Genomic DNA, 25,838 nt, shown 5'->3' on the forward strand with positions numbered 1-25,838 from the left:
TCGAGCAGGTCGGGATCGTCAGTGGCACGCAGCCGACGACAGCGATCGTGGATCTGGGTTATCGGGGACGGGAGATCGAGGGCGTCCAGGTGCTGTACCGGGGCAAGCCGAAGACGCTGACGCGGCGGCAGTGGGCGTGGGTGAAGCGGCGACAGGCGGTGGAGCCGGTGATCGGGCATCTGAAGGACGACTGCCGGCTGCGTCGCTGCCATCTCCAGGGTGCTGAAGGCGACGCCCTGCACGTGATCGCCTGCGCGGCCGGCTACAACATCCGCTGGCTGCTGCGGTGGATCGTGTTTTTGTGTGCCTGGATCCGGGAGTGCCTGTTGCCGTCGGCGGCTCGCAGCTCAGGTGCGCGCGTCGCAATGGCCTGCTGAAGCGGATACTTCAGGGGTGACTACTGAGAGATCACAGCTAGGCTACAACGCGCTGAACGAGCGCACGTGGAAGCAGATAGCGACCCTGGGCACCACCCGTTTCGTGTACGGGCCCAACAGCACGCTGCTGGGCGAGCGACGGGCAGTGGACCAGCTACCTGTGGTTCGGGGGGCGAGTTGGTCGGCATGGTCCGGGGCACCACGCTGTACTACATCCATGGCGACCACCTGGGCCGGCCGGAGATCGTGACCAGTACCGGCAAGGCGGTGGTGTGGCGGGCCAGCAACTACGGCTGGGACCGGGCGGTGACCACGGACAGCATCGGCGGGCTTAACATCGGCTTCCCGGGGCAGTACTACGATCAGGAAAGCAACCTCTGGTACAACATGAACCGGTATTACGACGCCCGGCTGGGGGCTTATACGCAGGTCGATCCGATCGGGCTGGCGGGTGGGTTGAATCCGTATGTCTATGTGTCAGGAAATCCAATCAGCCAGACTGACCCACTTGGTCTGAAGGACTATACCGAATGTGAAACCGAAGCCCTGCTAAACCAAGAAAGGATGGATGCCGAGTCAGCTCCATTAGTAGCGACAGCAAAGCTATTTAACAACCATCGGGCAGGCGGAACGTTTGATTTCGCCCATAACCAACTCCCTGGTCAGAATGACACCTTCAACGTCGGTGGTACGATCTACAACGCGAGCCAATTTGGCAATTTCATCGCGGGTTATGGCGGGGCTTATTTCGGGGGTGCTGCCGGCGTCGGTATAGTCAAAGGTGCAGGTTTTTCCATGAACGCCATGGAAGGCGGAGTTAACTTTGCCTTACGACGAGAAGGGCGCCAATTCGATGGCGATCGTGGAAGCCGGCCCTACATTGATGCAGGTGCACAACGAGCCTACGGAGAAATGGCGAACGGCAGCGGCCCTGGCTGCGGGTGCGGGCAATGAAGCCTATCTGGTTGCTTGCGATTGTCTTCGTGCTGACATTTCTTGTTGGGGTATTTAGTAAGAAGCTACTGCTACGGAATTGCGCAGCGGTAGTTCTATTCTTGGTTATCGCTATCGGCGCAACGCTATTTTTTGAAGTAAGCGTAAGAATTGTTTTGGACAACGCCTACCAAAGCACAGAAATCTCGGAAGGTTTCATCTTAGGCGTGCGTCGGCTATCTGGGTGGTTTTCTTGGAGTCGGATAGTTGTGGTTTTCGCAGCACTGGGGCTCCTGATCATCGCTCTTCGCAAACCGCCCACCTGAACATCTATGCCTATGTTGATGGCAACCAATTAGCTTCATTGATCCTTACGGATTGACCTCCTCCCTGTAATTCGGACCATCCAGAAGTAGAGGATTGGGCGACACTCCGCCCCGAGGAGGGCCCGTCGCCATGAAGAAGTCGAAGTTCACCGAAGAGCAGATCGCGTTCGCCCTGAAGCAAGCCGAAAGCGGAGCGTCCGTCGAGGAGGTCTGTCGCAAGCTGGGCATCAGCCAAGCCACGTTCTATGCCTGGCGCAAGAAGTTCGGCGGGCTTGGCGTGGCCGAATTGCGCCGTCTGCGCCAGCTCGAGGAGGAAAACCGCAAGCTCAAGCAGTTGGTCGTCGACCTGAGCCTGGACAAGGTCATGATGCAGGATGCCTCGTCAAAAAAGCTCTGAGGCCCACGCAGCGCAAGACGCTCGTGCGCCATCTGCTCGACCGGTACCGCATCGGCGTGCGCCGTGCCTGCGAGGTCGTCAGGCAGAGCCGTTCGGCGTGGTACTACCAACCCCGGGAGAATGATGATGCGCCCCTGCTTCGACGGATCGAGGAGATCGCCGCCACACGGGTCCGCTACGGCTTCCGCCGGATCTTCGTGCTGCTGCGCCGGGAAGGCTGGAGGGCCAACCACAAGCGCGTGTACCGGCTGTACTGCCAGGCCGGACTCAACCTGCGGCGCAAGCGGCCTCGTCAGCGCAAGGCCGCGGCCCATCGCCTGGAGCGCGCCGTGCTGACGGCGCCCAACCAGGCCCGGAGCATGGACTTCGTGGCCGACGCCCTGTTCGACGGTCGCCGCTTCCGGGCCCTGACAGTCGTGGACAACTTCACCAAGGAGAGCCTGGCCATCGAGGTCGACCAGCAGCTCAAGGGTGAGGACGTCGTGGCGGTCATGGAACGGCTCAGGCACCCACGTGGGGTGCCGCAGCGGATCCAGACGGACAATGGCAGCGAGTTCATCTCGATCGTGGTGGATCGCTGGGCCTACGACCACGGCGTGACCATGGACTATTCCCGCCCGGGCAAGCCCACCGACAATCCGTTCATCGAGTCGTTCAACGGCAGCTTCAGGGACGAATGCCTCAACACGCACTGATTCCTGTCGTTGGATGACGCCCGTCAGAAGATCGAAAACTGGAGGGTCGATTACAATCATTTCCTGACGCACTCGTCGATCGGCGACGTCCCGCCCGCCGAGTTCGCCGCCCGGTTCACCCCCCAACCCAAGGCCGAATTTTTCCAGTTCTGCTCGGGCCTAATGCGGGGAGGAGGTCAATCGGTCGCCTAGGTCCTCCGCAATGTGGATGCTGCCCGGGGCCCAGTTGTTCGGTATGATCTATCATGATTGACAATGGAGTCGAAAAAGTCGTCGCCTCGCAAATCGCTCCATCTTCCGCCCTAGAAAAATCTTTGAGCGGCTGGCGGTAAAAGCGACGGTAAGGCTCCATGCCGATCACAGCCAATCCCTTTAACCACGCGGACTTGCGTGGCTTGTTGATGATCGAGTGGGGAGTGAGCGGCGCAGCCGCCGGCATGGTCCACGCCTGACAACAACACAAGGAGCAGTCCATGCATTCCAGACCCTTCGGCCGTACCGGCCGCGATGTCGGCCAGATCGGCTTCGGCGCCTGGGCGATCGGCGCCGCCTGGGGCGAGGTCGACGATTCCGCGTCGGTCGCCGCGCTGCACGCCGCGCTGGACGCGGGGCTGGACTTCATCGATACCGCCGACGTCTACGGCGACGGCCATTCCGAGCGCCTGATCGCCCGGGTACTGAAGGAGCGCGGAGGCGAGCGGCCGTTCGTGGCGACCAAGGCCGGCCGCCGGCTGCCGCAGCAGACCGTGGAAGGCTACAGCGCGGCGAACCTGGAGGACTGGATCGACCGCAGCCTGCGCAACCTGGACGTGGAGCGCCTGGATCTGCTCCAGTTGCATTGCCCGCCCACCGATGCCTACTACCATCCGGACGTGTTCGAGCGCATGGAGCGCCTGGTGGAGCGCGGCAAGGTCGCCCACTACGGGGTGAGCGTGGAGCGGGTGGAAGAGGCGCTGAAGGCGATCGAGTACCCCGGCGTGGTCAGCGTCCAGATCATCTACAACATGTTCCGCCTGCGCCCGGCCGAGTTGTTCTTCCGCCAGGCGCAGCGCCGCGAGGTGGCGGTGATCGTGCGGGTGCCGCTGGCCAGCGGCCTGCTCAGCGGCAAGTTCGGCCCGGATACCCGCTTCGAGTCCAACGACCACCGCCAGTTCAACCGTCACGGCGAAGCCTTCGACGTGGGCGAGACCTTCTCCGGCGTGCCCTACGAGGTGGGCCTGGCGGCGGTGGAGAAACTTCGTCCGCTGGTGCCGGAAGGCGCGACCCTGGCACAGCTCGCGCTGCGCTGGATCCTGATGGACCCGGCGGTGACCGTGGTCATACCCGGTGCGCGCAACACCCGCCAGGCGCTGGGCAACATCGCCGCTTCGGCGCTGCCGGCGCTGCCGGAGGACACCATGCAGGCGGTGGCACGGATCTACGACGAGGACATCCGGCCCTACGTGCACCAGCGCTGGTGATCCGCAAGCGCCGGCGATGCGGGGGAGTCCGGTAGGGTACGGGCAGCATCCGCTCCGTGCGCCCGCCGGGCCGTCCTCGGCATGATCGATGCGCGCCATTCGTCCGCCATGCCCGCGGACGCTCGCATCCCGCGCATGCCGGGGGCACCATGGACTTCCGCCCAGGAGAACCCCGCCATGCGCGTGCTGCGTGTTCGGATGCGACTCCCCATCCTGTGCCTGCTCCTGCCGTTGGCGGCGTGCGGAGCGGACGATGGGTCCGGTGGTTCCCCGCCTGTTCCCGAAGCCGCCACGCCGACGCCGGCATCGGTGCAGGAACGGCCTGCCGATGCGCTTGCCGGCGACCTGGTCGCATCGATCAACGAGCCGTTCTGGCAGGCGCGCGTGGAGGCGCGCGCATTGCAACTCGGAGGCGTGGACCAGGAATCGCCGCGCTGGCTGGACATCGTGGAGGACGTGCGGCAGGCGCGCCTGCGCCGGATCCTGGCCCGCGACGCCATCGGCGAGGTGGAGTTGCGGGTGGAAGATCTTCCCTGCGAGGACAGTATGTCCGGCGCCCGTTTTCCCTTCAGCGCCCTCCTGTCCATCGCCGACGGCGACGCGGTCGCCGGTTGCGCACGGCCGGCATCGATGCCGCAGCCGCGCGAACCGGGCTGAGCGACGCCCGCGGGCACCGTGCATCCGGGCGCCCGCGGACGGCGCTGGCTAGAATGGGCGGTTCCACGCCAGTGCAGGTGAGCGTCATGACCATGAACCCTTCCAATTGCCCGCAGTGCGGTCTGGACAACGTCTATCCCGATGGCGCGCTCCAGGTGTGCGCCGATTGCGGCCATGAATGGAGCGGCCATGCCCAGGCCGTGGACGAGGTGCGGCAGGCCGTGCGCGATTCCAACGGCAATCCCTTGGCGGCCGGCGACACCGTGGTGGTGATCAAGGACCTGAAGGTGAAAGGCTCCTCGATTCCGCTCAAGCAGGGAACGATGATCCGCAACATCCGCCTCGTGGAGGGCGATCCGGAACACATCGAAGGCCATTCCGAGAAGATTAAGGGGCTGGTGCTCAAGACTCAGTTCCTGCGCAAGGCGTGACGCAGGGTCCGGCGATGCCACGGCAGCCCGGCACCCGCGCGGGGTCCTGAATGAGCGGAGGCAGCGAAGATGGCGACCGGTTGGGCAGGCGACGGCGCGGTCCACGACCAGATCGAAGCCACGGTGAAGGACGCGGTGGAACGGGCGCGCCGGCAGTTGCCGGCCGGCCCGGGGCTGGACCGCTGCGAGGAATGCGATGCGCCGATCCCGGAAGCGCGCAGGCGCGCGATTCCCGGCGTGCGCCTGTGCGTGGCCTGCCAGACGGTGCGCGACGAGGAGGCGGGCTTCAGCGCCTACAACCGCCGCGGCAGCAAGGACAGCCAGTTGCGCTGATGGCCCGGGCGCGGCTTCAGCCGGGCTGCTCCTGGGTGCCGGCGTCGGCGGCGTCCGCCCGCCAGCGCGAGGGTACGTCCTGGCCGCGCCAGCGGCGCACGGCCCGCTGGAAGAAGAGGCTGTTGGGTATTTGCAGCACGCTGCTTTCGCCGTCGGCGCCGCCGCCGATCTCCTGCAGGGTGGTGTAGATCAGGTTGAGGTCGACCACCCGGCCCTTGAGGCCGGGTTTCTCGCCGTTCTCCAGTATCTCGATGTGGTCGTTGCGGCGGAACGGCCGGGTGGTGAAGATCAGCACCGAGCAGAAGATGTTGGACAGCACGCTCCACGCGGCGAAGAAGGCCACCGCGCCGACCGCGGCGAAGCTGGTGAAGGCGGTCCACAGCACCGTCCCGGAGACGCCCAGCCGTTCGAGCGCCAGCAAGATGGTGGCGAACGCGATCAAGGTGGCCGATACGCGCCGCAGCACCGCGGCCATCTCCGGCGGGAGGCCGCGCCGCGCCACCAGCCGGCGCACCACCGCCCGGACCAGGCGCTGCAGCAGCCAGGCCGCCAGCAGGATCAGCACCACCTGGCCGATGGGCAGCACGGTGCCCAGCCATTCCTGCATCCATGCGGGCAGGTGCTGCCTCATGGCGGGGATGCGCCGGTGCGCGGCGGCGCCAACACGTTGATGCGCGTGTCCCCGACCGCCACGGTGTCGCCGGCCCGGATCTTGCGGGTCTTGCGCAACTCCACCGCTCCGTCCACGCGCACCTGGCCGGCGGCGACCAGCGCCTTGCCAGCTCCGCCGCTGTCGCACAGGCCGGCCAGCTTGAGCAACTGGTTCAGCTCGACGTACTCGCGGTCCAGTTCGAAGTCCATGTGTTCCATCGGCACAGTCTAGAGGCTGCGTCCCGCCTGGCCGGCGCTGTGTTCCTGCCAGCGCTTGAGGTGTTCGAGCTTGCGCATGTAGACGCTGCGGTCCTGTTCGGTGTTGGCCAGGGTATGGGCGCGGGCCATCTCGCGCTGGGAACGGACGATGTCGCCGGAAAAGAAATAGGCGCGGGCCAGGCCGAAACGGAACTGATGCTCGTTGTGGCGCAGCCGCAGGGCGGCGCGGTAGTGGTCGATGGCGCAGGCGTAGTCGCCGCGCTCTTCGCAGCGCACGGCCATGACGAACTGGTGGAAGGCGTCGCCGCCCTGCACCTTTTCCAGCCGCCGGGCGTAGCGCTGCACATTGCCGACGTTGCCCCGGCGCTGGTACAGGGACACTAGGTTGCTGAGCGTGGGACTGCTCTGCGGGGCCAGGCGCAGGGCGGTCTGGTAGGCGTGTTCGGCGCCGTCCAGGTCGCTCTCGCGTTGCAGCAGCACGCCCAGGTTGTTCCAGGCCGCGACGAACGTCGGGTCGTCGGCCAGCGCCGCGCGCAGCAGGACGCGCGCCGCCTCGACGTCGCCGGCGGCCATGTGCTCGGCGCCGCGGTTGTTGTGGAAATGCGCCATCGCACGCGCGTCGTCGATGGCGCGCGGGTGTTCGCGGGTGGCCAGGATGTTGCGGTCCAGGTCGAAGGTCCGATGCCGGCCGTTGCCGCGGACGCCGGCGTTGACGTGGTTGGCGCCGTAGATCACGCCCTGGTTCTGGTACCAGGCCAGGACTTCGCCGGCTTCCTGCACCCGCGCGTCCAGCCCGGCTTCGCGGGCCAGGGCGACGAACAGCAGGGTGAAGGACAGGCAGTTGGCGCGGCGGTCGCGCCAGGTTTCGGCCACGGTGCGGGTGAACTCGAAATCGTAGTGCAGCTCCAGTCCGCCGTCCTCGAACGTCAGCTCGAGCAGGCGCTGCAGGCGCGCATCCGCATTGCCGCCCGGCGCGACGACGCGCTCGTGCAGCAGCGCGCGGAGGTCGTCGGGCAGGTGCATGACCTCGGCCTGCGACGGCACCGCGACGGTGGCGGGAGGCGGGAAGGGGGCCTCTTCGGCCATTGCGGCGGAGGCGGCCATGGACAGCGCCAGCGATGCCGCCATCAGCAAGGTGTGCATGACCTGCCTCCAGGGGTGCGGTAATGGGCGCAGTGTAGGCCGTTCCTGGCCGCTCATGGCGCCGTCTGCTCCGAGGGAATATCCAGCCGTCCCCGGCCGCTGAAACGGCGGGTGCCGAACAGGCCGCCTTCCAGCTTGCCGCGGACCACGTAGTCCAGCCGTCGCGGCTCCTTCCCGCTGCCGAACGCGGCGATCTGGCGGGCCACGCCCAGCATGGATACGGTGACGGGGATGGTGACGATGGCCTCGCCATAGCGGGGCACGGTACCGGCCGCGCCGCTCACGCCGGTGGCCAGGGTACGGCCGTTCAATTCCAGCTCCAGGGCCGCGCCGTCGTAGTCCACCGCCACGGCGTTGGGGTTCTGGACCCGCAGCTTCACCGCCAGGCGCAGTTCCATGCCCTCGCCGGGCAGGGATTCCACACCGGCCACGTCCACCCGCAGCGGGTCGCGGTGGGGCAGGCCGGCACAGCCGGCGAGCGCGGCCAGCAACAGCAGCGCGAGCCGTTGGAAGACCGGGGCGGGGCGCATGGCGATCCTGCATCTGGGAGGATGCGGGCAGTCTGTATGCAAGGGCGCGGGGCCGGCAAGACGGTGGCGCAGCCCTGTTCAGCCGCCGCCCGGCAGCGGCGTCAGCGGAGGGCCGCCGCCCTGGACGCCAGCGAGCCGCGGGCCGGCGCGGCGGCAGTGGCGGAGTGGGAGGGCGCCGCGCGCGCGACGGGGTCGATGGCGTTGCCGGTTGCGCCCGGCGATGCCAGCGCGTCGGCCTGCAGGTCGGTGGCGCGATTGAGCACGACGATGCTGATCCGGCGGTTGATCGGCGCGCGCGGATCGGCCTGGTCGAACGGTACCGAGGAGGCCAGGCCGACCACGCGGGCCACCCGCGCTTCGGCCAGCCCGCCCGCCAGCAGGGCGCGGCGCGCGGCATTGGCGCGGTCGCTGGACAGCTCCCAGTTGCCGTACCCGCGCGGCGCGTGGAACGGCGTCTCGTCGGTGTGCCCGGCCAGGGCGATCCGGTACGGCGAGTCGACCAGCAGCCGGCCCAGTTCGTGCATCACCTCGACGGTGTAGTCCTTCATGCTGGAACTGCCCAGGTCGAACATCGGCCGGTTCATGCGGTCCACGATCTGGATGCGCAGCCCCTCGGGCGTGAGGTCGATCAGCAACTGGTCCTTGAACGGCGCCAGCGCCTGGCTGTTCTCGATGGCCGCTTCCAGTTCGTGGCGCAGCTCTTCCATCCGGCGCCGGTCCTCCACCTGCGCCGCGGCGCGGGCGATCGCGTCGGGCGCCTGCGGTCGCCGGGCGCGCGCATCGCCGGGATCGCCCGGGCGTGGGCCGACGCCGCCTGGGATGGACAGCGCGTTGGCGGTGGGGACGAGCTTGTCGGAGGCCCCGCCGGGACCGAGCACGCCGCCGCCCGGGACGATGGCCCGGCCCTCGGCCGCGCTGGGGTTGTTGAAGTATTCCGACACCGCCGCCTTCTGCTCCTTGCTGGCGATGCCCACCAGCCACATCACCAGGAAGAAGGCCATCATCGCGGTGACGAAGTCGGCGTAGGCCACCTTCCAGGCGCCGCCGTGATGGCGGCCGGCGACCTTCCTGACCCGGCGGACGATGATCGGCGCAGGCTTGTCCATGGTCGCTCAGCGGTTCCCGCGCAGGTGCGCTTCGAGGTCGGCGAAAGCCGGGCGCACGTCGGTGAACAGCAGCTTGCGCGCGAACTCCACCGCCACCGTCGGCGGATAGCCGCGCAGGCTGGAGACCAGCGCCATCTTGATGATCTCGAACGCCTTGCCTTCCTCGTGCGCGCGATGCTGCATCGCGGCGGCCAGCGGCCCGACGAACCCGTAGCCAAGCAGGATGCCCAGGAAGGTGCCAACCAGCGCGCCGGCCACGTGCTGGCCGATCTCGCTCACCTCGCCGCCGATGGCGCCCATGGTGATGACGATGCCCAGCACCGCCGCCACGATGCCGAAGCCGGGCAGCGAGTCGGCCAGCACCTGCAGCGCGTGCGCCGGCTCGGCCGCCTCCTGGTGGTGGGTCTCCACCTCGATCTCCAGCAACTGCTCCAGCTCGTGCGGCTCCAGATTGCCGCTGACCATCAGGCGCAGGCAGTCGGTGGTGAACTCCATCAGCGCATGGTCGGCCAGCAGTTTCGGATACTTGGAGAAGATGGTGCTGGCGCCGGGATCGTCCGCATCCTTCTCGATGCCGATCATGCCTTCCTTGCGGGCCTTGACCAGCACGTCGTAGACCATCGAGAGGATGTCCACGTAGTCCTCGCGCTTGTAGCGGGCCCCCTTGAACAGGCCGGGCACGCCGCGCAGCACCGCCTTGACCACCTTGACCGGGTTGGCGGCCAGGAACGCGCCGAAGGCCGCGCCGCCGATGATGATCAGCTCGTAGGGCTGCCACAGCGCGCCGAGCCGGCCGTGCGCCATGGCGTAGCCGCCGAACACGCTGAGGACGACGACGACGAAGCCGATCAGGATGAGCATGGGAAGACGAGGCCAGGGGTCGTATCCGTATCGGCCGCCGGGCGCGGGAGTTGAGCGGGCGCCGGCGCCGGGGGCCGCACCGCCCGGTGCGCGGGTGTATCCTGCGCCGCCGCACGCCGCGTGCGGCGCCCACCTTGCCCTCCAGCTTCCAGGAATTCCCCGCATGATCCAGCGTTTCGAAGTCGGTCCGCGCATGTCCGAACTGGCCGTCCACGACGGTGTCGCCTACCTCGCCGGCCAGGTGCCGGAAGACGCCTCGCAGGACATCGCCGGCCAGACCCGCCAGGTCCTGGAAGCGATCGACGCGCTGCTCGCGCAGGCCGGTTCCGACAAGACCAAGATCCTGCGCGCCCAGATATTCCTGGCCGACGCGGCCGACTTCGCCGGCATGAACCAGGCCTGGGACGCATGGGTCGTACCCGGCCACACGCCGCCGCGCGCCACCGTGCAGGCGGTGCTGGCCAAGCCGGAGTGGAAGGTCGAGATCGTGGTGACCGCCGCGGTGTGAGGCGGCACAGATCGGCCGGCTTCCTTCCGGTTACGGACCGGGAGAAGCCAGTCGGCCGGCCGCGGCGCGGCCGGCGCGCAGGCCGCTGGCGAAGCAGGCGGTGAGCAGGTAGCCGCCGGTCGGCGCTTCCCAGTCCAGCATCTCGCCCGCGAAATACACGCCGGGCGCGGCCTGGGCCATCAGTTCCGCGTCCAGCGCCTCCAGCCGCACCCCGCCGCCGCTGCTGATCGCCTCGGCCACGGGGCGCGGGCGGCGCAGGACCAGCGGCAGCCGCTTGAGGGCGCCGGCAATGCCGTCCATGTCGGCCAGGGCATCGGCATCGAGCGCTTCGCGCAGCAATGCGGCCTTGGCTCCGCCGATGCCGGCATGGCGGCGCAGGTGTTCGCTCAGGCTGCGGCCGTTGCGCGGCCGGGCGAGGTCGCGGCGCAGGCGGTCCAGGCCGCGGCCGGGTGCCAGGTCCAGCCACAGCATGGCCTGGCCATCGCGCGCGATGGCTTCGCGCAGCGGCACCGACAGCGCATAGACCAGGCTGCCTTCCAGGCCGGTGGCGGTGGCCACGCATTCGCCCTGGAGGGCGTGCTCCTCGCCGCCGGCGTCGCGCCAGTGGGCGACCACCGGCTTGAGCGGGGCGCCGGCACGGCGCTGGGCGAAGTGCTCGCTCCAGCCGACGTCGAAGCCGCAGTTGGAGGAAACCAGCGGGGCCACGTCGACCCCGCGCGCGGCGACCTGGGCCGTCCAGGCGCCGTCGGACCCCAGGTGCGGCCAACTGCCGCCGCCCAGGGCCAGCACGCTCGCCCCGGCGCGCAGGCGACGTTCCCCGTCGGGCGTGTCGAAGCGCAGCGCGCCGCCGGCATCCCAGCCCAGCCAGCGATGGTGGACGTGGAAGCGCACGCCCTGCTCCTTGAGCCGGCGCACCCAGCCACGCAGCAGCGGTGCGGCCTTGCGGTCCAGCGGGAACACGCGCTCCGAGCTGCCGACGTAGGTCTCCACGCCCAGCCCGCGCGCCCATTGGCGCAAGTCTTCCGGGCCGAAGTCGCGCAGCCATCCGGCCACCTGCGCCGTGCGCGATCCGTAGCGCCGTACGAAGCCGGGCATCGGCTCGGCGTGGGTGAGGTTCAACCCGCCCTTGCCGGCGATCAGGAACTTGCGCCCCACCGAGCCCTTGGCCTCGAACAGGTCAACCTCCACGCCGGCCGCGCGCGCGGTCTCGGCGGCCATCAGTCCGGCCGGGCCGCCACCGATGACGGCCAGCCCGGGCAAGCGCGAGGCAGGGGCGTCCATGCGCTTGTCAGCGAGGCCGCACGTCGAGCAGTTCCACCTCGAACACCAGCGAGGCGTCGGCCGGGATCACCCCGCCGGCACCGCGCCGACCGTAGGCCAGGCCGGCGGGAATCGACAGCGTGCGCCTGCCGCCCACCCGCATGCCGGCCACGCCATCGTCCCAGCCACGGATCACCTGGCCGGCGCCGAGCAGGAAGGTGAAGGGTTCGCCGCGGTCGCGGGAACTGTCGAATTTCCTGCCACGCCTGTCCGCCGCCAGCGCGTCGTAGAGCCAGCCGGTGTAGTGCACGGTGACGTCGCTGCCGGGCGCGGCGAGGGCGCCTTCGCCGATCCGCTGGTCGACCCGCTCCAGCTCGGCCACGGTGCCGGTGGGCGGCGGGCCGGGAGGGGCCTGGCAGGCGGCCAGCAGCAGCGCGCAGGCGAGGGCGGCGAGGATGGGGATGCGATTCTGGCGGCGCATGGCTCGGGGCGTTTCACGCGGGGCGCAAGGGTAACCCATGCGCCGCCGGTTCCCGCGACGCAGCTATCATGCGCGAATGGCGAAACGGCTGTTCGATCTGCGCAACGTGCCCGACGACGAGGCCGACGAGGTGCGCGCGCTGCTGACCGCCCACGCGCTGGACTGGTACGAGACCCGGCCCGGCTCCTGGGGCATGTCCGCCGGCGGGCTCTGGCTGCGTGACAAGGCCGACTATCCGCGGGCGCGGCGATTGCTGGACGAGTACCAGCGGCAGCGCCGCGACAGGGCGCGGGATGCGGCCGCCGGCGATCCGCAACCCACCTTCCTGGAACTGCTCCGCAACCAGCCCATGTTCGTGCTGCCGCGGCTGCTGGCGATCCTGGCCGTGTTGGCGCTGACCCTGGCGTTGCCATGGTGGCTGCTGCGCTGATGCCTGCCGGTCCGCGCCGAGGCGCCGCCCCGGCTGCATGGCGGCACCGCCCGTACAATGCCGGCCATGATCCTCAACGCCGCCGCTTATCACTTCGTCAACATCTCCGATCCTCCCGCCCTGGCCGCCTGGCTGCGGGAGCGTGCCGAAGCGGCGGGCCTGCTCGGCACCGTGCTGGTCGCCGGCGAGGGCGTGAACCTGTTCCTGGCCGGCGCGGACGAGGCGCTGCGCGGGATGCTCGAGCAGGTGCGCGGTCGCCCCGGCTTCGAGGCGCTGCAGGCGAAGTTCAGCCATAGCCAGCGGCCGCCGTTCGCCCGGCTCAAGGTGAAGGTGAAGCCGGAGATCATCAGCTTCCGCCATCCGCGGGCCACGCCGCTGGCGGCGGGCGGACGCGCGCCGGCGGTCGATCCGCCGACCCTGGCGCGCTGGCTGGCCCAGGGCGGACGCGACGATGCCGGCCGGCCGGTGGTGCTGCTGGACACCCGCAACGCGCAGGAGGTGGAGCACGGCACCTTCGCCGGCGCACTGGCCCTGCCGATAGCCAGCTTCACCGAGTTGCCCGGCGCGCTGGCCCCGCACCGCCCGGCGTTGCGGGATGCCACCGTGGTCAGTTTCTGCACCGGCGGCATCCGTTGCGAGAAGGCCGCGCTGTGGATGCGCCAGGCGGGAATGGACAACGTGCTGCAGCTCGAAGGCGGCATCCTGGGCTACTTCGAGCAGGTGGGCGGGTTCGGCTACGAGGGCCGTTGCTTCGTGTTCGACCAGCGCACGGCCCTGGATGCGCGGCTGCAGCCATGGGTGGACGGGGCGGTGGCGGACGAAACGCTTGCGTGCTCCGGGGCGACTGGCTAATATTCGCGCCCTCAGCTTCGTGGGGCCATAGCTCAGCTGGGAGAGCGCCTGCATGGCATGCAGGAGGTCGGCGGTTCGATCCCGCCTGGCTCCACCAATCCAGCCGACGCGCTGGGCGAAGCGACGATTCAAGTCCCCATCGTCTAGAGGCCTAGGACACTACCCTTTCACGGTAGCGACCGGGGTTCGAATCCCCGTGGGGACGCCACTCCAGCAAGGCCGCGCAGGCACCGCGCGGCCGTTCCCGGTTCGCCTGGGGCCATAGCTCAGCTGGGAGAGCGCTTGCATGGCATGCAAGAGGTCGCCGGTTCGATCCCGGCTGGCTCCACCAGGCGGCCGTGCCGGCATCGCGCATTCCAGCCCATCGCCAACGCAGCCCGGAACCATGCCCGCCTTCCAGGCGAGCAGAACGCCGTGCCCCGACACCGGGCGCTATCGCGCAACGGTACTCATGCCGCCCTGCGCCCGTGCCGCAGGCGCAGGGCGTTGCCGACCACCGATACCGAACTCAGGCTCATCGCCAGCGCCGCCAGCATCGGCGACAGCAGCAGCCCGGTGAACGGGTACAGCACGCCGGCGGCGATCGGCACGCCCAGGCCGTTGTAGACCAGGGCGAAGCCCAGGTTCTGGCGCATGTTGCGCACGGCCGCGCTGGAGATCGCGATGGCCTGGGCGATGCCGCGCAGGTCGCCCTTGACCAAGGTCACCTGCGCCGAGGACATCGCCACGTCGGTACCGGTGCCCATGGCGATGCCGATGTCGGCCGCGGCCAGCGCCGGCGCGTCGTTGATGCCGTCGCCGGCCATGGCCACGCGGCGTCCTTCCCGGCGCAGGCGCTCGATCAGCGCGACCTTGCCGTCCGGCGTCATCTCGCCATGCACCTCGTCGATGCCCAGTTGCGTACCCACCGCCTGCGCGGTGGCCTGGCCGTCGCCGCTGGCCATGACGATGCGCAGCCCGGCCGCGTGCAGGCGGGCCAGCGCCTCGGGCGTGCTGGCCTTGACCGGGTCGGCCACGGCCAGCAGCCCGGCGGCGGCACCATCGACCGCGAGGAACATCACGCTGGCGCCTTCGCGGCGCAGGGCCTGCGCGCGCGCATCCAGGGCGGCGACGTCGATGCCCTCGGCGCGCATCAGCGCGGGCGAGCCGAGCAGCAGGGCATGTCCGTCCACCCGGCCACGCACGCCGGTCCCGGCACCGGACTCGAAGTCCTCGGCCGGCGACAACGCCAGCCCGCGCCGGCGCGCCTCGCCAACGATGGCGGCGGCCAGCGGATGCTCGCTGCCGGCGTCGAGGCTGGCGGCCAGGTGCAATACGCCGGAATCGCCGGCCGGGGCCAGCGCCACCACTTCGCGAAACGCGGGCCGGCCTTCGGTGAGGGTGCCGGTCTTGTCGACGACGAGGGTGTCCACTTGGCGGAGGCGCTCGATCGCCTCCGCATCGCGGAACAGCACGCCGGCCTGCGCGGCGCGGCCGCTGGCCACCATCACCGACATTGGCGTGGCCAGGCCCAGCGCGCAGGGACAGGCGATGATCAGCACCGACACGGCATTGAGGAGGGCGTGCGTCCACGACAGTTCCGGGCCGTAGAGTCCCCAGACCGCGAAGGTCAGCATCGCCACGCCGATCACCCCCAGCACGAACCAGAACGCCACCCGGTCCGCCAGCCGCTGCATCGGCGCCCGCGAGCGCTGCGCCTGCGCCACCAGTTGCACGATGCGCGCCAGCACGGTCTGCTCGCCCACGCGGGTGGCGCGGATCACCAGCGCGCCGTTGCCGTTGAGGGTGGCGCCGACGACATCGTCGCCCACCGCCTTGGCCACCGGCATCGGTTCGCCGGTGAGCATGGATTCGTCCACGTGCGAGCGGCCTTCCAGGACCGTGCCGTCCACCGGGACCTTTTCGCCGGGCCGCACGCGCAGGCGATCGCCGGCCTGGACCCGGGCCAGCGGCACGTCCTCCTCGCCGCCGTCCTCGCGCAGGCGGCGCGCGGTGGCCGGCGCCAGTTCCAGCAGCGCGCGGATGGCCGAGGACGTGCGCGAGCGCGCCTTCAGTTCGAGCAACTGGCCGAGCAGGGTGAGCGAGACGATGGCGGCGGCGGCCTCGAAGTAGACGCCCACGCGGCCGTGCTCGTGGAACGAGGCGGGGAACCACTGCGGCGCCAGCGCGGCGACCAGGCTGTAGGCGTAGGCGGCCAGCACGCCGGTGCCGATCAGGGTCCACATGTTCGGACGACCGGTGGCGATGGAGGTCGCCCAGCGCCGCAGGAAGGGCCAGCCGGCCCAGAGCACCACCGGTGTGGCCAGCACCAGTTCCATCCAGGTGCGGGCCGAACCGGAAAGCCCGGGCCACAAGCGGTGCCCGGCCATCGCCACCAGCACGATCGCCGCGGTCAGCGGCAGGGTGAGCCAGAAGCGCCTGCGGAAGTCGACCAGTTCCGGATTCTCGCCATCGTCCAGGCTGGGCATCATCGGCTCCAGCGCCATCCCGCAGATCGGGCACACGCCGGGTGCGTCGCGCACGATCTCCGGATCCATGGGGCAGGTGTAGAGGCTGCCCGGCGGTGCCGGTTCCGATTCCTGCACCCGTGCCGGGTCCAGGAACCGCTGCGGATCGGCGAGGAACCGCTCGCGGCAGCGCGCCGCGCAGAAGTGCCAGGTGCGTCCGGCGTATTCGGCGTGGTGCGGCGTGCGCTGCGGATCGACGCTCATCCCGCAGACCGGGTCGACCGCCATGTTCTTGGCCGGGCCTTCGGACGTCCCGCCCGCCGTGGCCTGCAAGCGACCGCTGCAGCAGGAGGAGGGGACGGCGACCGGCCCGGGCGGTGGCGGAGCGGGGTGGCGGTGCCCGTTCATGCCGCTTCTTCCGCCAGGGCGCCCATGATCGGGCAATCCTGGAGTGCGCCATGGCCCGGACAGGCCTCGACCAGGTCGCGCAACGCATTGCGGACCCGCTGCAGTTCGTCGATGCGCTCCTGGATCATCACCAGTTTCTCCTGCGCGGTGACGCGTACCTGGGCCATGTCGGCGCCGCGCGCATCGCTGAGCGCGAGCAGGCTGCCGATTTCCTCAAGGGAGAAGCCCAGTTCCTTGGCGCGCCGCACGAAGCGCAGCCGGCGGGTGTCGGCCGGCCCGTATTGCCGGTAGCCGTTGGCGCCGCGCCGTGCGGCGGGCAGCAGGCCCTGGCGTTCGTAGTAGCGGATGGTGTCGATCGCCACGCCGGTCTGGCGCGCAAGCTGGCCGATGTTCATGGGAGGCTTCCGCAAGGAGATGGCGACATTGTCGACCCTGGAGCAGGGTCCAGGGTCAAGGCCGGTGAGGGCTTGGCGCGGAGGGTGGATAGGCGACGCCCAAGGTACAGAGCCACTTCCATAATTTCGCATAATGCACATTATGTAAAATTATAGATGGAGTGTTGAGGCTTGCAACCCGGCCTCCCGCCGATGCTGCCGGCTTGCCCAAATCCCGCCGTGTCGCGGCTGGCGCCCGCAAGCCATCACCCACGGAGACGCAACAGCATGACCGGCTACGCGTCAAGACGACGGGCGCTGGCACGAAAGACGTTTTGGCCGCGCAGGCTGAACTCCTGTTGACGCTGGCCAGGCCAGCCGCCACTCCGCTTGGCGTTCTCACCTATCATCCCCGGCGGGCCATGGGGATGGCCTCGAATCGATATGGGGAGAAATCAATGAAGCTAGCGACACTCGTGGCGGCGGCCTGCCTGCTCACCCTGCCCGGCGCGGTAAAGGCCGAGCCGCAACTCAAGCTCAACGAGCAAGGCTATTTCGAGGCGCCCGGGCTCAACGTCACGGTGTTCGCCGACATCTATCCCGATGGCCACCAGACCGGCGTGACCGTGATCCAGCACGGCGAGCGCGTGGCCGCCAACGGCGATCTGCGCCTGGAACCCTCGCCCGGCCAGTGGTCGCCGATGCCGGCCGGCGACGGTACCGCGGTCGTGGATGCGGCCTCCGGTACTGTCACCCAGGCCCTGCGCTACCCCGACGAGTCGAAGAACCGCAAGGGCTTCAACCCGATCGAGTATCCCGACCTGGCCTTCAGCTACCGCGTCGGCGTCACCCCGATGGAGGGCCATGCGTTCAAGGTCACCGTCGACTTGGACGAGCCGCTGCCCGCCGACTGGGAAGGCAAGGTCGGCTTCAACTTCGAGCTGTTCCCGACCGACCTGTTCGGCAAGTCCTGGCTGATGGACGGCGCGTCGGGCATCTTCCCGCGCCAGGCCAACGGCCCGATCAAGGAGGTCCACGGGCAACCGATCTCGGCGCCGATGGCCGAGGGCAAGACCCTGGTGGTGGCGCCGGAGAGCGACCTGCAGCGCCTGAAGATCGAAAGCCTGACCGGCCGGATCGAGCTGCTGGACGGCCGCGGCAACATGAACAACGGCTGGTACGTGGTGCGCGAGATCACCCGGCCCGGCGCGACCCAGGGCGCGGTCTCGTGGGTCATCACGCCCCACGTCGACCCGGGCTGGCGCTATGCGCCGGTGGTGCAGGTCTCGCAGGTCGGCTATCGCCCGCACCAGGTCAAGACCGTGGTGATCGAGCAGGACAAGCGCGACCTGCGCGCCGACCCGCTGGTGCTCTACCGGTTGACCGAGGCCGGCCCGCGCGAGGCCGCCCGCTTCACGCCCAAGCCGTGGGGCAAGTTCCTGCGCTACCACTACCTGACCGCCGACCTGAGCGCGGTCACCGAACCGGGCATGTACGAGCTGGCCTATCGCGGCAGCCGGACCCACGCCTTCCGCATCGCCGACGACGTGTACGACCGCGGCGTGTGGCAGCCGACGCTGGAGTACTTCCTGCCCGCGCAGATGTGCCACATGAAGGTCGTCGAGAACTACCGCACCTGGCACGGCCTGGACCACCAGGACGATGCGCGCATGGCGCAGGTGGGCGTGCACTTCGACGGCTACGACCAGGGGCCGGACACGCTGAGCCGCTACAAGCCCGGCGACCGCGTGCCCGGCCTGAACGCGGGCGGCTGGCACGACGCGGGCGACTACGACCTGCGCGTGGAAAGCCAGATGGGCACGATCTGGCTGCTGGCCAAGATGGTCGAGGAATTCGGCCTGGACTACGACGCCACCACCATCGACCAGTCGCGCAAGGAAACCCACATCCACCGGCCCGACGGCGTCAACGATGCGGTCCAGCAGATCGAACACGGCCTGCTGAGCGTGCTGGGCGGCTACAAGGCGCTGGGGCGCACCTACCGCGGCATCATCGTGCCCACGCTCGAGCAGTACACGCTGCTGGGCGACCCCGCCACCCACACCGACGGTCTGAACCACGACCCGGCGCTCAAGCCGGGCGCCAGGACCGCCACGACCTCCTCCGTGCCCGACGACCGCTGGGTGTTCACCGAGGACAATCCCGACCGCGAACTGAACACCGCGGCCGGCCTGGCCACGGCCGCCCGCGTGCTGCGCGCGTCCAACCCCGCCATGGCCGCCGAGGCGCTGGACGCGGCCGTCGACCTGTACCGCCAGGCCATCGACCGCGCCAAGAACGTGGGCGCCAAGGTGTCGGCCCTGTCGCAGTTGGCGCGCAGCACCGAGGAACCGGCCTATGTCGCGCGGCTGGTGGCGATGAAGCCCGAGATCGTCGCCAACATCGACAAGACCGGCGCATCCCTGGCCCAGGCCCTGCCCCTGATCGACGACGCGGCCTTCCTGGACGAAGTCGATGCGGCGGTGAAGGCCTACCAGGCCCGGCTGGCCGACGAGGCGACCCGCACGCCCTATCGCGTGCCCTACGTGCCCTACATCTGGGGCGCGGGATGGGACATCCAGAAGTTTGGCGTGGACCAGTATTTCTTCCGCAAGGGCTGGCCGCAGCACACGCCGGCCACCCTGCAGATGGAGGCGTTGAACTTCGTGCTGGGCGTGCATCCGGGCAATCGCACCGAATCGTTCGCCTCCGGCGTCGGCGCGCATTCGGCCACGGTGGCCTACGGCACCAACCGCGCGGACTGGAGCTACATCCCCGGCGGGGTGATCTCCGGCACCGCGCTGATCCGCCCGGACCTGCCGGAACTGAAGGTATGGCCCTACTTCTGGCAGCAGCGCGAGTACGTGATCGGAGGCGGCGCCGAGAACTTCATGTTCCTGGCGCTGGCGGCGGCGCAGCGCGAGGCGGAATAGCCCGCACTGCCCTCGTCCCGGCCGCCGTGCATCCGGCGGCCGGGACGATCGCATACGCGTGATCGCATGCGTATAGGGGGAGCCCGCTTCAGCGGGCGGCCGCGCCTGCGCGATGCCGCATAGCGAACCACAGAGGGGGCGTTCGCTGGCTCCGGCGACTCCGGGTCGCCCACTGAAGCGGGCGCCTGCATGGCCGGGGGTCAGCGCCCCTTGCGCGCCTGTTCGCGCGACGCGCGCAGACGGTCCAGTTTTTCCTTCAGCCGGATCTCAAGCCCCCGCTCCACCGGCGCGTAGTAGACGCGCTCGCCCATCGCATCCGGGAAGCCGGTCTGGCCCAGGGCGATGCCGCCTTCGGCGTCGTGGTCGTACTGGTAGCCCTTGGAATAGCCGAGCTGCTTCATCAGCCGGGTCGGTGCGTTGCGCAGGTGCAGCGGGACCTCGGCCGTGCCGTACTCGCGGACGTCGGCCTTGGCCGCGTTGAAGGCGGCATAGGCAGCGTTGGACTTGGCGGTGCTGGCCAGGTAGATCGCCACCTGGGCCAGCGCCAGGTCGCCCTCGGGGCTGCCCAGGCGCTCGTAGGTGTCCCAGGCGTCCACCGCCATCTGCCAGGCGCGCGGGTCGGCCAGGCCGATGTCCTCGATCGCCATCCGGGTCAGGCGCCGCGCCAGGTAGGCCGGGTCGCAGCCGCCGTCGAGCATCCGCGCCAGCCAGTACACCGCCGCGTCGGGGTTGGAACTGCGCACGGACTTGTGCAGCGCCGAGATCTGGTCGTAGAACTGCTCGCCCCCCTTGTCGAAGCGGCGGGTGCGATCGGCCAGCACCTGCAGCAGGGTCTGCTCGGTGATGCGGCCGCCCTCGTCGGCGGCCAGCTCGGCGGCGATCTCCAGCAGGGTCAGGGCGCGGCGCACGTCGCCGTCGGCGGCGCCGGCGATCTCGCGCAACGCCAGCGGCTCGACCTCGATCCCCTGCCCTCCGAGGCCGCGCTCGCCGTCCTCCAGCGCCCGCTGCAACGCGGCCACGATATCGTCCACCGACACCGCCTCCATCACGTGCACGCGGCAGCGCGAGAGCAGCGCCGAGTTCAGCTCGAACGAGGGGTTCTCGGTGGTGGCGCCGACGAAAACGATGCTGCCGCGTTCGATGTGCGGCAGGAACGCATCCTGCTGCGCCTTGTTGAAACGGTGCACCTCGTCCACGAACAGCACCGTGCGCCGGCCCCCGGCGAAGCGCTGGGCGGCCTCGGCCAGCACCTGGCGGACCTCCGGCAGGCCAGACAGCACCGCGGAGATGGCACGGAAGTCGGCGTCGGCGTACTGGGCCAGCAGCAGCGCCAGGGTGGTCTTGCCGCATCCGGGCGGCCCCCACAGCACCATCGAGTGCACCTTGCCCGCCTCCACCGCCCGGCGCAGCGCCGAACCGGGCGCGAGCAGGCGGCGCTGGCCCACCATCTCGTCCAGGCTGCGCGGGCGCATGCGCTCGGCCAGCGGGCGCATGGCTTCCTGGCGGGTGTCGTCGGCCAGCAGGTCGCTGGTGCCGGCTCGGGGGGGACGGGTGCGGCTCATGCGGCCATGATAGGCGGTCGGGAATGGCGCGCCTTTACCCGGTCAAGGAACCGGCTTGCCGGCTCCTGCGGCGGCACTATTCGCCGACGACGTCGACGTCCTTGCCCGGGACGAACGTGAAGGTGCCGGCGGCGAAGGCCGGGTTGCGCTTCCAGCCATCGAAGCGGATCTGGGTCTTCTGCCCGACCAGGTCCAGCACTTCCATGCGCGCCAGTCCCTGCGGCCCGAAGCCCAGGCGCGCCATCTGGAAGCTGGCCTCGGCATCGGCCTTCGGGGTCAGGGTGAGCCAGTGCAGGCCGTCGCTGGGCACCGCTTCCTCGCTCACGTCGAACTGGCGGTCCAGCCGGTCCGGATCGAACAGCGCCACCAGCGGGCTGTTGCGCTCCTCCTCGCCCTGGGCGCGCACGGTGGCCTGGTCCAGGTCCGGCTCGTACACCCATACCTTCTGTCCGTCGGCGACGATCAACTGCTCGAACGGCTTGAGGTATTCCCAACGGAACAGGCGCGGGGCGGAGACGGCGACCTTGCCGCTGCTGGTCTCCTTGTTCCGCCCCTGGCCGTCGAACACCTGCTGGCTGAACTGTCCTTCCAGGCCCTTGAGGCCGCTGGTGAAGCGGGTCAGCTCGTCGCGGGCGCCGGCGAAGGCGGTGCCGGCGGCGAACAGGGCCAGGGCCAGGACGAGGAGCGCAGGGCGGGCGTGGCGGAGAGAGTGCGGCATGGGATCGGCGTCCGTATCGGGTCGGGCGGAAGTGTGCCGCGATGAACCTGAACGAGCGGCGGCATGGTGCGCGCCAGGAACCGGCTTGCCGGCGACCGCCACGCATGAAGCGCCTGCCGGCGATCCGTGAGCCATGGGTCGCCCGCAAGCCGGCCCTTGCACGGAGGATTGCCGTGGGGCTCAGTCGCGCGGCGGCGGCGGCGCCAGCACGCTGCGGTCGCCGTTGTGCTCGGGCGGGCTGACCACGCCGGCCGCTTCCATCGCCTCGATCAGGCGCGCGGCGCGGTTGTAGCCGATCTTCAGCCGCCGCTGCACACCGGAGATGGACGCACGCCGGGTATCGGTGACGATGCGCACCGCCTCGTCGTACAGCGGGTCGGATTCGTCCCCTCCCCCGCCCGACTCGGGCAGGCCGGTGGCGCCGACCACCACGCCGTCGCCCAGGGTCTGCACTTCGTCCAGCACGCCTTCCACGTAGTCGGCGCGGCCGCTGGCCTTGAGGTGCTCGACCACGCGGTGGACCTCGTCGTCGCTGACGAAGGCGCCGTGGATGCGCTCGGGCATGGCGGTGCCCGGCGGCAGGTAGAGCATGTCGCCGTGGCCCAGCAGGGTCTCGGCGCCGGACTGGTCCAGGATGGTGCGCGAGTCGATCTTGCTGGAGACCTGGAAGGCGATGCGGGTGGGGATGTTGGCCTTGATCAGGCCCGTGATCACGTCCACCGACGGGCGCTGGGTGGCCAGGATCAGGTGGATGCCGGCCGCGCGCGCCTTCTGCGCCAGGCGCGCGATGAGCTCCTCCACCTTCTTGCCGACGATCATCATCATGTCGGCGAATTCGTCGATGAAGATGACGATGAACGGCAGCGGCTCCAGCGGGCGCGGCGCCTCGCCCAGTTCCGGGTTGGGCTTGAACAGCGGGTCCATCAGCGGCTGGCCGGCGTCCTGCGCGTCGCGGACCTTCTTGTTGAAGCCGGCCAGGTTGCGCACGCCCACCGCGCTCATCAGCTTGTAGCGGCGCTCCATCTCGGCCACGCACCAGCGCAGGCCGTTGCCGGCCTCCTTCATGTCGGTGACCACCGGCGCCAGCAGGTGCGGGATGTCCTGGTAGACGCTCAGCTCGAGCATCTTCGGGTCGATCATCAGCATCCGCAGTTCTTTCGGGCTGGCCTTGTACAGCAGGCTCAGCACCATCGCGTTGACCGCCACCGACTTGCCCGAGCCGGTGGTGCCGGCCACCAGCAGGTGCGGCATGCGCGCCAGGTCGGCCACCGTCGGGCGGCCGGCGATGTCCTTGCCCAGAGCCAGGGTCAGCACGCTGGCGGACTTGTCGTATTCCTTGGAGCGCAGCAGCTCGGAGAGGTAGATCATCTCGCGGCTGGTGTTGGGGATCTCCAGGCCGACCACCGACTTGCCCGGGATCACGTCGACCACGCGCACCGACTTGACCGACAGGCCGCGGGCGATGTCCTTGTCCAGCGAGCTGATCTGGCTGACTTTCACGCCCGGCGCCGGCTCGATCTCGAAGCGGGTGATCACCGGGCCGGGATAGGCGCCGACCACCTGCGCGTCGATGCGGAAGTCCTTGAGCTTGAACTCGATCTGCCGCGACAGCGTCTCCAGGGTCTGTTCCGAATACCCCTTGGTCTGCGGCTTGGGGTCGTCCAGCAGGGCCAGCGGCGGCAACCCGTCGGCGGTGCCGCCGGCGCCCTGGAACAGCGGGATCTGGGTCTCGCGCTTGGCCCGCTCGCTCTTTTCCACGACCGGTGCGGCGGGCGGCTCGATCTTCACCGGTTCGCGCCGGGCCTGGCGCACGGCCTCGGTCTTGCGCACCTCGCCGCGCTCCTCGCGCATGGTGCGCGCGCGCTGCCACTCCCCGGCCTGCTGCGACTTGCGCCGCAGCAGGTCCGGCAGGGCCAGCACGCCGGCGCCGATCTTCTCCATCACCCAGAACCAGGACAGCCCGGTGGCCAGGGTGACCGAGACCAGCAGCAGCACGACCAGGAACAGGTTGGCGCCCAGCACGCCGAAGCCGGCGGCGATCGACTTGCCGACCAGTTGCCCGATCACGCCGCCGGCCCGGGCCACGTCGCCGCCGCCACCCACGCCGAGCAGGCGCATGTGCAGCAGCCCGGTGACCGCGATCAGGAAGCCGACGATGCCGACCAGACGCAGCGCCGGCCCCAGCTCGTCCTCCTCGCCCAGGCCGAACAGGGCGATCCAGGCCACCGCGCCCAGGATCAGCGGCAGGACGAAGGCGGCATGGCCGAACAACTGCAGCAGGACGTCGGCGGTCCAGGCGCCGGCGCGCCCGCCCAGGTTGTGGATCGGTGCGACCACGCTGCCGCTGTGCGACCAGCCCGGATCGGCCGGCGAATAGGTGAACAGGCACGCCAGCAGGTACAGCAGCAGCGGCGCGACGACGATCAGGGCCAGGTCGCGCCACAGCCGTTGCCGGCGCGCGGCCGGTGCGCGTTCCTCGCGCACGGGCGTGCCGCGGGAGGACTTGCTGCGTTCCGTCAGTGCCTTGGCCACGTGGTTCCGGGGTCTTGAAATGTTCGCAGGAATGCTGCGTTAGGCATTGATATTAAACGAATATGAGTGCCATCGCCTAGTGCCTGACACAGCGCCTGATGGATCGCGCCAGCGATGCGCCACGCGGCGCGCGCGACCGGGCGGACGGTGCCGGGTCGGCTTGATTCGCCTGGGTGCGGCCGCCACTCTATGTGTCGGCTTCCGCGCCCATCCTTCCCTCCAAAGACTATACATGACCACCACCCAGCACTCGCGCCTGCTCATCCTCGGTTCCGGCCCCGCCGGCTGGACCGCCGCCGTCTACGCCGCCCGCGCCAACCTCAAGCCGGTGGTGGTCACCGGCATGCAGATGGGCGGCCAGTTGATGACCACCACCGAGGTGGACAACTGGCCGGGCGACGCGCACGGGCTGATGGGCCCGGACCTGATGGCGCGGATGCAGGCCCATGCCGAGCGCTTCGACACCCAGGTGGTGTTCGACCACATCCATACGGCCGACGTGTCCAAGCGTCCGTTCACCCTGGTCGGCGACAGCGCGACCTACACCTGCGACGCGCTGATCATCGCCACCGGCGCCACCGCCAAGTACCTGGGGATCGAGTCGGAGGAGACGTTCAAGGGCCGCGGCGTGTCCGCCTGCGCCACCTGCGACGGGTTCTTCTACAAGGACCAGGACGTGGTCGTGGTCGGCGGCGGCAATACCGCCGTGGAGGAGGCGCTGTACCTGTCCAACATCGCCCGCAAGGTGTACCTGGTCCATCGCCGCGACACCCTGCGCGCGGAAAAGATCATGCAGGACAAGCTGCTGGCCAAGGTCGAGGCCGGCAAGATCGAGCCGGTCTGGCACCACACCGTCGACGAAGTGCTGGGCGACGACGCGGGCGTGACCGGGGTGCGGGTCAAGTCCGTCCTCGACGGCGGCACCCGCGACATCGCCGCCCACGGCTTCTTCGTGGCCATCGGCCACCATCCCAACACCGGCCTGTTCGAGGGCCAGTTGGCGATGGACGGCGGCTACCTGACGATCCGCTCGGGCCTGGGCGGCAATGCCACCCAGACCTCGGTGGAGGGCGTGTTCGCCGCCGGCGACGTGGCCGACCAGCACTACCGCCAGGCCATCACCTCGGCCGGCTTCGGCTGCATGGCCGCGCTGGACGCCGAGCGCTACCTGGACGCCAAGGGCGCCTGACGGGCGTGCGCCGCCGTCCGCTACC

General features: G+C 69.6%; 24 protein-coding genes, 3 tRNA genes and 1 pseudogene. 15 read left to right on the forward strand and 13 right to left on the reverse strand.

Annotated features, from left to right (window positions below; genetic code table 11):
- The 7 genes and pseudogenes from HNR76_RS12275 to HNR76_RS12310 all read left to right on the forward strand — a co-directional run.
- On the forward strand, window positions 1-377 hold a 377-nt coding region (locus HNR76_RS12275; RefSeq protein WP_183982268.1), incomplete at its 5' end, for a transposase.
- 186 nt (window positions 378-563) lie between these two features.
- Window positions 564-1,331: an RHS repeat-associated core domain-containing protein gene (locus tag HNR76_RS12280; protein WP_162311595.1), complete on the forward strand. Its 768-nt coding sequence runs from the start codon at window positions 564-566 to the stop codon at window positions 1,329-1,331.
- A 435-nt stretch (window positions 1,332-1,766) separates the two neighbouring features.
- Window positions 1,767-2,920 (forward strand): annotated as a pseudogene (locus HNR76_RS12285) (IS3 family transposase).
- 281 nt (window positions 2,921-3,201) lie between these two features.
- A complete protein-coding gene (locus HNR76_RS12295; protein ID WP_162311597.1) occupies window positions 3,202-4,188 on the forward strand; it encodes an aldo/keto reductase in 987 nt (328 codons plus the stop codon).
- 309 nt (window positions 4,189-4,497) lie between these two features.
- A complete protein-coding gene (locus tag HNR76_RS12300) occupies window positions 4,498-4,845 on the forward strand; it encodes a hypothetical protein (RefSeq protein WP_162311598.1) in 348 nt (115 codons plus the stop codon).
- 92 nt (window positions 4,846-4,937) lie between these two features.
- Entirely contained in the window at window positions 4,938-5,276 is a 339-nt protein-coding gene (locus tag HNR76_RS12305; protein ID WP_425501815.1) for a zinc ribbon domain-containing protein YjdM, read from the forward strand.
- 69 nt (window positions 5,277-5,345) lie between these two features.
- The gene (locus HNR76_RS12310; RefSeq protein ID WP_162311600.1) at window positions 5,346-5,609 is read left to right on the forward strand and encodes a DksA/TraR family C4-type zinc finger protein; all 264 of its coding nucleotides are present in this window, start codon (window positions 5,346-5,348) and stop codon (window positions 5,607-5,609) included.
- 16 nt (window positions 5,610-5,625) lie between these two features.
- Here the strand turns inward: HNR76_RS12310 and HNR76_RS12315 are convergent, their stop codons facing one another.
- From HNR76_RS12315 to motA, 6 genes are all read right to left on the reverse strand, one after another.
- On the reverse strand, window positions 5,626-6,240 hold the full coding sequence (locus HNR76_RS12315) for a mechanosensitive ion channel family protein (protein ID WP_162311601.1): 615 nt from the start codon (window positions 6,238-6,240) through the stop codon (window positions 5,626-5,628).
- Window positions 6,237-6,479: an RNA-binding S4 domain-containing protein gene (locus tag HNR76_RS12320; protein WP_162311602.1), complete on the reverse strand. Its 243-nt coding sequence runs from the start codon at window positions 6,477-6,479 to the stop codon at window positions 6,237-6,239. Before HNR76_RS12320 ends, HNR76_RS12315 begins: the two co-directional genes overlap by 4 nt.
- 9 nt (window positions 6,480-6,488) lie before the next feature.
- Window positions 6,489-7,622: a tetratricopeptide repeat protein gene (locus HNR76_RS12325; RefSeq protein ID WP_162311603.1), complete on the reverse strand. Its 1,134-nt coding sequence runs from the start codon at window positions 7,620-7,622 to the stop codon at window positions 6,489-6,491.
- Between the two features lie 53 nt (window positions 7,623-7,675).
- A complete protein-coding gene (locus HNR76_RS12330; protein WP_162311604.1) occupies window positions 7,676-8,152 on the reverse strand; it encodes an LEA/WHy family protein in 477 nt (158 codons plus the stop codon).
- A gap of 101 nt (window positions 8,153-8,253) precedes the next feature.
- A complete protein-coding gene (gene motB, locus HNR76_RS12335; RefSeq protein WP_162311605.1) occupies window positions 8,254-9,258 on the reverse strand; it encodes a flagellar motor protein MotB in 1,005 nt (334 codons plus the stop codon).
- 6 nt (window positions 9,259-9,264) lie between these two features.
- The gene (gene motA, locus HNR76_RS12340) at window positions 9,265-10,119 is read right to left on the reverse strand and encodes a flagellar motor stator protein MotA (protein ID WP_162311606.1); all 855 of its coding nucleotides are present in this window, start codon (window positions 10,117-10,119) and stop codon (window positions 9,265-9,267) included.
- A gap of 163 nt (window positions 10,120-10,282) precedes the next feature.
- Here motA and HNR76_RS12345 point away from each other — a divergent pair, with 163 nt between their 5' ends.
- Complete coding sequence (locus HNR76_RS12345; protein WP_162311607.1) at window positions 10,283-10,627, forward strand: RidA family protein; 345 nt, start codon at window positions 10,283-10,285, stop codon at window positions 10,625-10,627.
- A 30-nt stretch (window positions 10,628-10,657) separates the two neighbouring features.
- Here HNR76_RS12345 and HNR76_RS12350 read toward each other — a convergent pair whose 3' ends face one another.
- Both HNR76_RS12350 and HNR76_RS12355 read right to left on the reverse strand, forming a co-directional pair.
- A complete protein-coding gene (locus tag HNR76_RS12350) occupies window positions 10,658-11,908 on the reverse strand; it encodes a TIGR03862 family flavoprotein (protein WP_162311608.1) in 1,251 nt (416 codons plus the stop codon).
- Window positions 11,909-11,915: 7 nt separating this feature from the next.
- Window positions 11,916-12,368 carry an FKBP-type peptidyl-prolyl cis-trans isomerase gene (locus tag HNR76_RS12355; RefSeq protein ID WP_162311609.1) on the reverse strand — a complete coding sequence of 151 codons (453 nt, stop codon included), beginning with the start codon at window positions 12,366-12,368 and terminating at the stop codon, window positions 11,916-11,918.
- A gap of 76 nt (window positions 12,369-12,444) precedes the next feature.
- Between HNR76_RS12355 and HNR76_RS12360 the strand changes: the two genes are divergently transcribed.
- The 5 genes from HNR76_RS12360 to HNR76_RS12380 all read left to right on the forward strand — a co-directional run bounded on the left by HNR76_RS12360 (window position 12,445) and on the right by HNR76_RS12380 (window position 13,981).
- Entirely contained in the window at window positions 12,445-12,798 is a 354-nt protein-coding gene (locus tag HNR76_RS12360; protein ID WP_162311610.1) for a DUF6164 family protein, read from the forward strand.
- A 66-nt stretch (window positions 12,799-12,864) separates the two neighbouring features.
- Window positions 12,865-13,650, forward strand: a complete 786-nt coding sequence (locus HNR76_RS12365; protein WP_162311611.1) for a sulfurtransferase — start codon at window positions 12,865-12,867, stop codon at window positions 13,648-13,650.
- Window positions 13,651-13,671: 21 nt separating this feature from the next.
- Window positions 13,672-13,747: transfer RNA gene (locus HNR76_RS12370), tRNA-Ala, on the forward strand.
- Window positions 13,748-13,782: 35 nt separating this feature from the next.
- Window positions 13,783-13,858 (forward strand) — tRNA-Glu (locus HNR76_RS12375).
- A 47-nt stretch (window positions 13,859-13,905) separates the two neighbouring features.
- Window positions 13,906-13,981, forward strand: a tRNA-Ala gene (locus HNR76_RS12380).
- 118 nt (window positions 13,982-14,099) lie between these two features.
- Here the strand turns inward: HNR76_RS12380 and HNR76_RS12385 are convergent.
- Together HNR76_RS12385 and HNR76_RS12390 are read right to left on the reverse strand one after the other, a co-directional pair.
- Window positions 14,100-16,385, reverse strand: coding sequence for a heavy metal translocating P-type ATPase (locus HNR76_RS12385; protein WP_211373183.1), 2,286 nt, complete (start codon window positions 16,383-16,385; stop codon window positions 14,100-14,102).
- Between the two features lie 116 nt (window positions 16,386-16,501).
- A complete protein-coding gene (locus HNR76_RS12390; RefSeq protein ID WP_162311613.1) occupies window positions 16,502-16,900 on the reverse strand; it encodes a heavy metal-responsive transcriptional regulator in 399 nt (132 codons plus the stop codon).
- A 437-nt stretch (window positions 16,901-17,337) separates the two neighbouring features.
- Here HNR76_RS12390 and HNR76_RS12395 point away from each other — a divergent pair, with 437 nt between their 5' ends.
- Window positions 17,338-19,812 (forward strand): glycoside hydrolase family 9 protein, encoded by a 2,475-nt coding sequence (locus HNR76_RS12395; RefSeq protein WP_162311614.1) that lies wholly within the window; start codon window positions 17,338-17,340, stop codon window positions 19,810-19,812.
- A gap of 200 nt (window positions 19,813-20,012) precedes the next feature.
- On the opposite strand, the gene HNR76_RS12400 is transcribed toward HNR76_RS12395, so the two are convergent.
- The 3 genes from HNR76_RS12400 to HNR76_RS12410 all read right to left on the reverse strand — a co-directional run bounded on the left by HNR76_RS12400 (window position 20,013) and on the right by HNR76_RS12410 (window position 24,624).
- Window positions 20,013-21,374, reverse strand: a complete 1,362-nt coding sequence (locus tag HNR76_RS12400; RefSeq protein WP_162311615.1) for a replication-associated recombination protein A — start codon at window positions 21,372-21,374, stop codon at window positions 20,013-20,015.
- Between the two features lie 76 nt (window positions 21,375-21,450).
- On the reverse strand, window positions 21,451-22,092 hold the full coding sequence (gene lolA, locus HNR76_RS12405; RefSeq protein ID WP_162311616.1) for an outer membrane lipoprotein periplasmic chaperone LolA: 642 nt from the start codon (window positions 22,090-22,092) through the stop codon (window positions 21,451-21,453).
- Between the two features lie 180 nt (window positions 22,093-22,272).
- A complete protein-coding gene (locus HNR76_RS12410) occupies window positions 22,273-24,624 on the reverse strand; it encodes a DNA translocase FtsK (RefSeq protein ID WP_162311617.1) in 2,352 nt (783 codons plus the stop codon).
- A 232-nt stretch (window positions 24,625-24,856) separates the two neighbouring features.
- Between HNR76_RS12410 and trxB the strand changes: the two genes are divergently transcribed.
- Window positions 24,857-25,813: a thioredoxin-disulfide reductase gene (trxB, locus tag HNR76_RS12415; protein WP_162311618.1), complete on the forward strand. Its 957-nt coding sequence runs from the start codon at window positions 24,857-24,859 to the stop codon at window positions 25,811-25,813.
- Window positions 25,814-25,838 lie beyond the last annotated feature (25 nt).

This window comes from Pseudoxanthomonas broegbernensis, from assembly GCF_014202435.1.
Lineage (GTDB): Bacteria > Pseudomonadota > Gammaproteobacteria > Xanthomonadales > Xanthomonadaceae > Pseudoxanthomonas > Pseudoxanthomonas broegbernensis.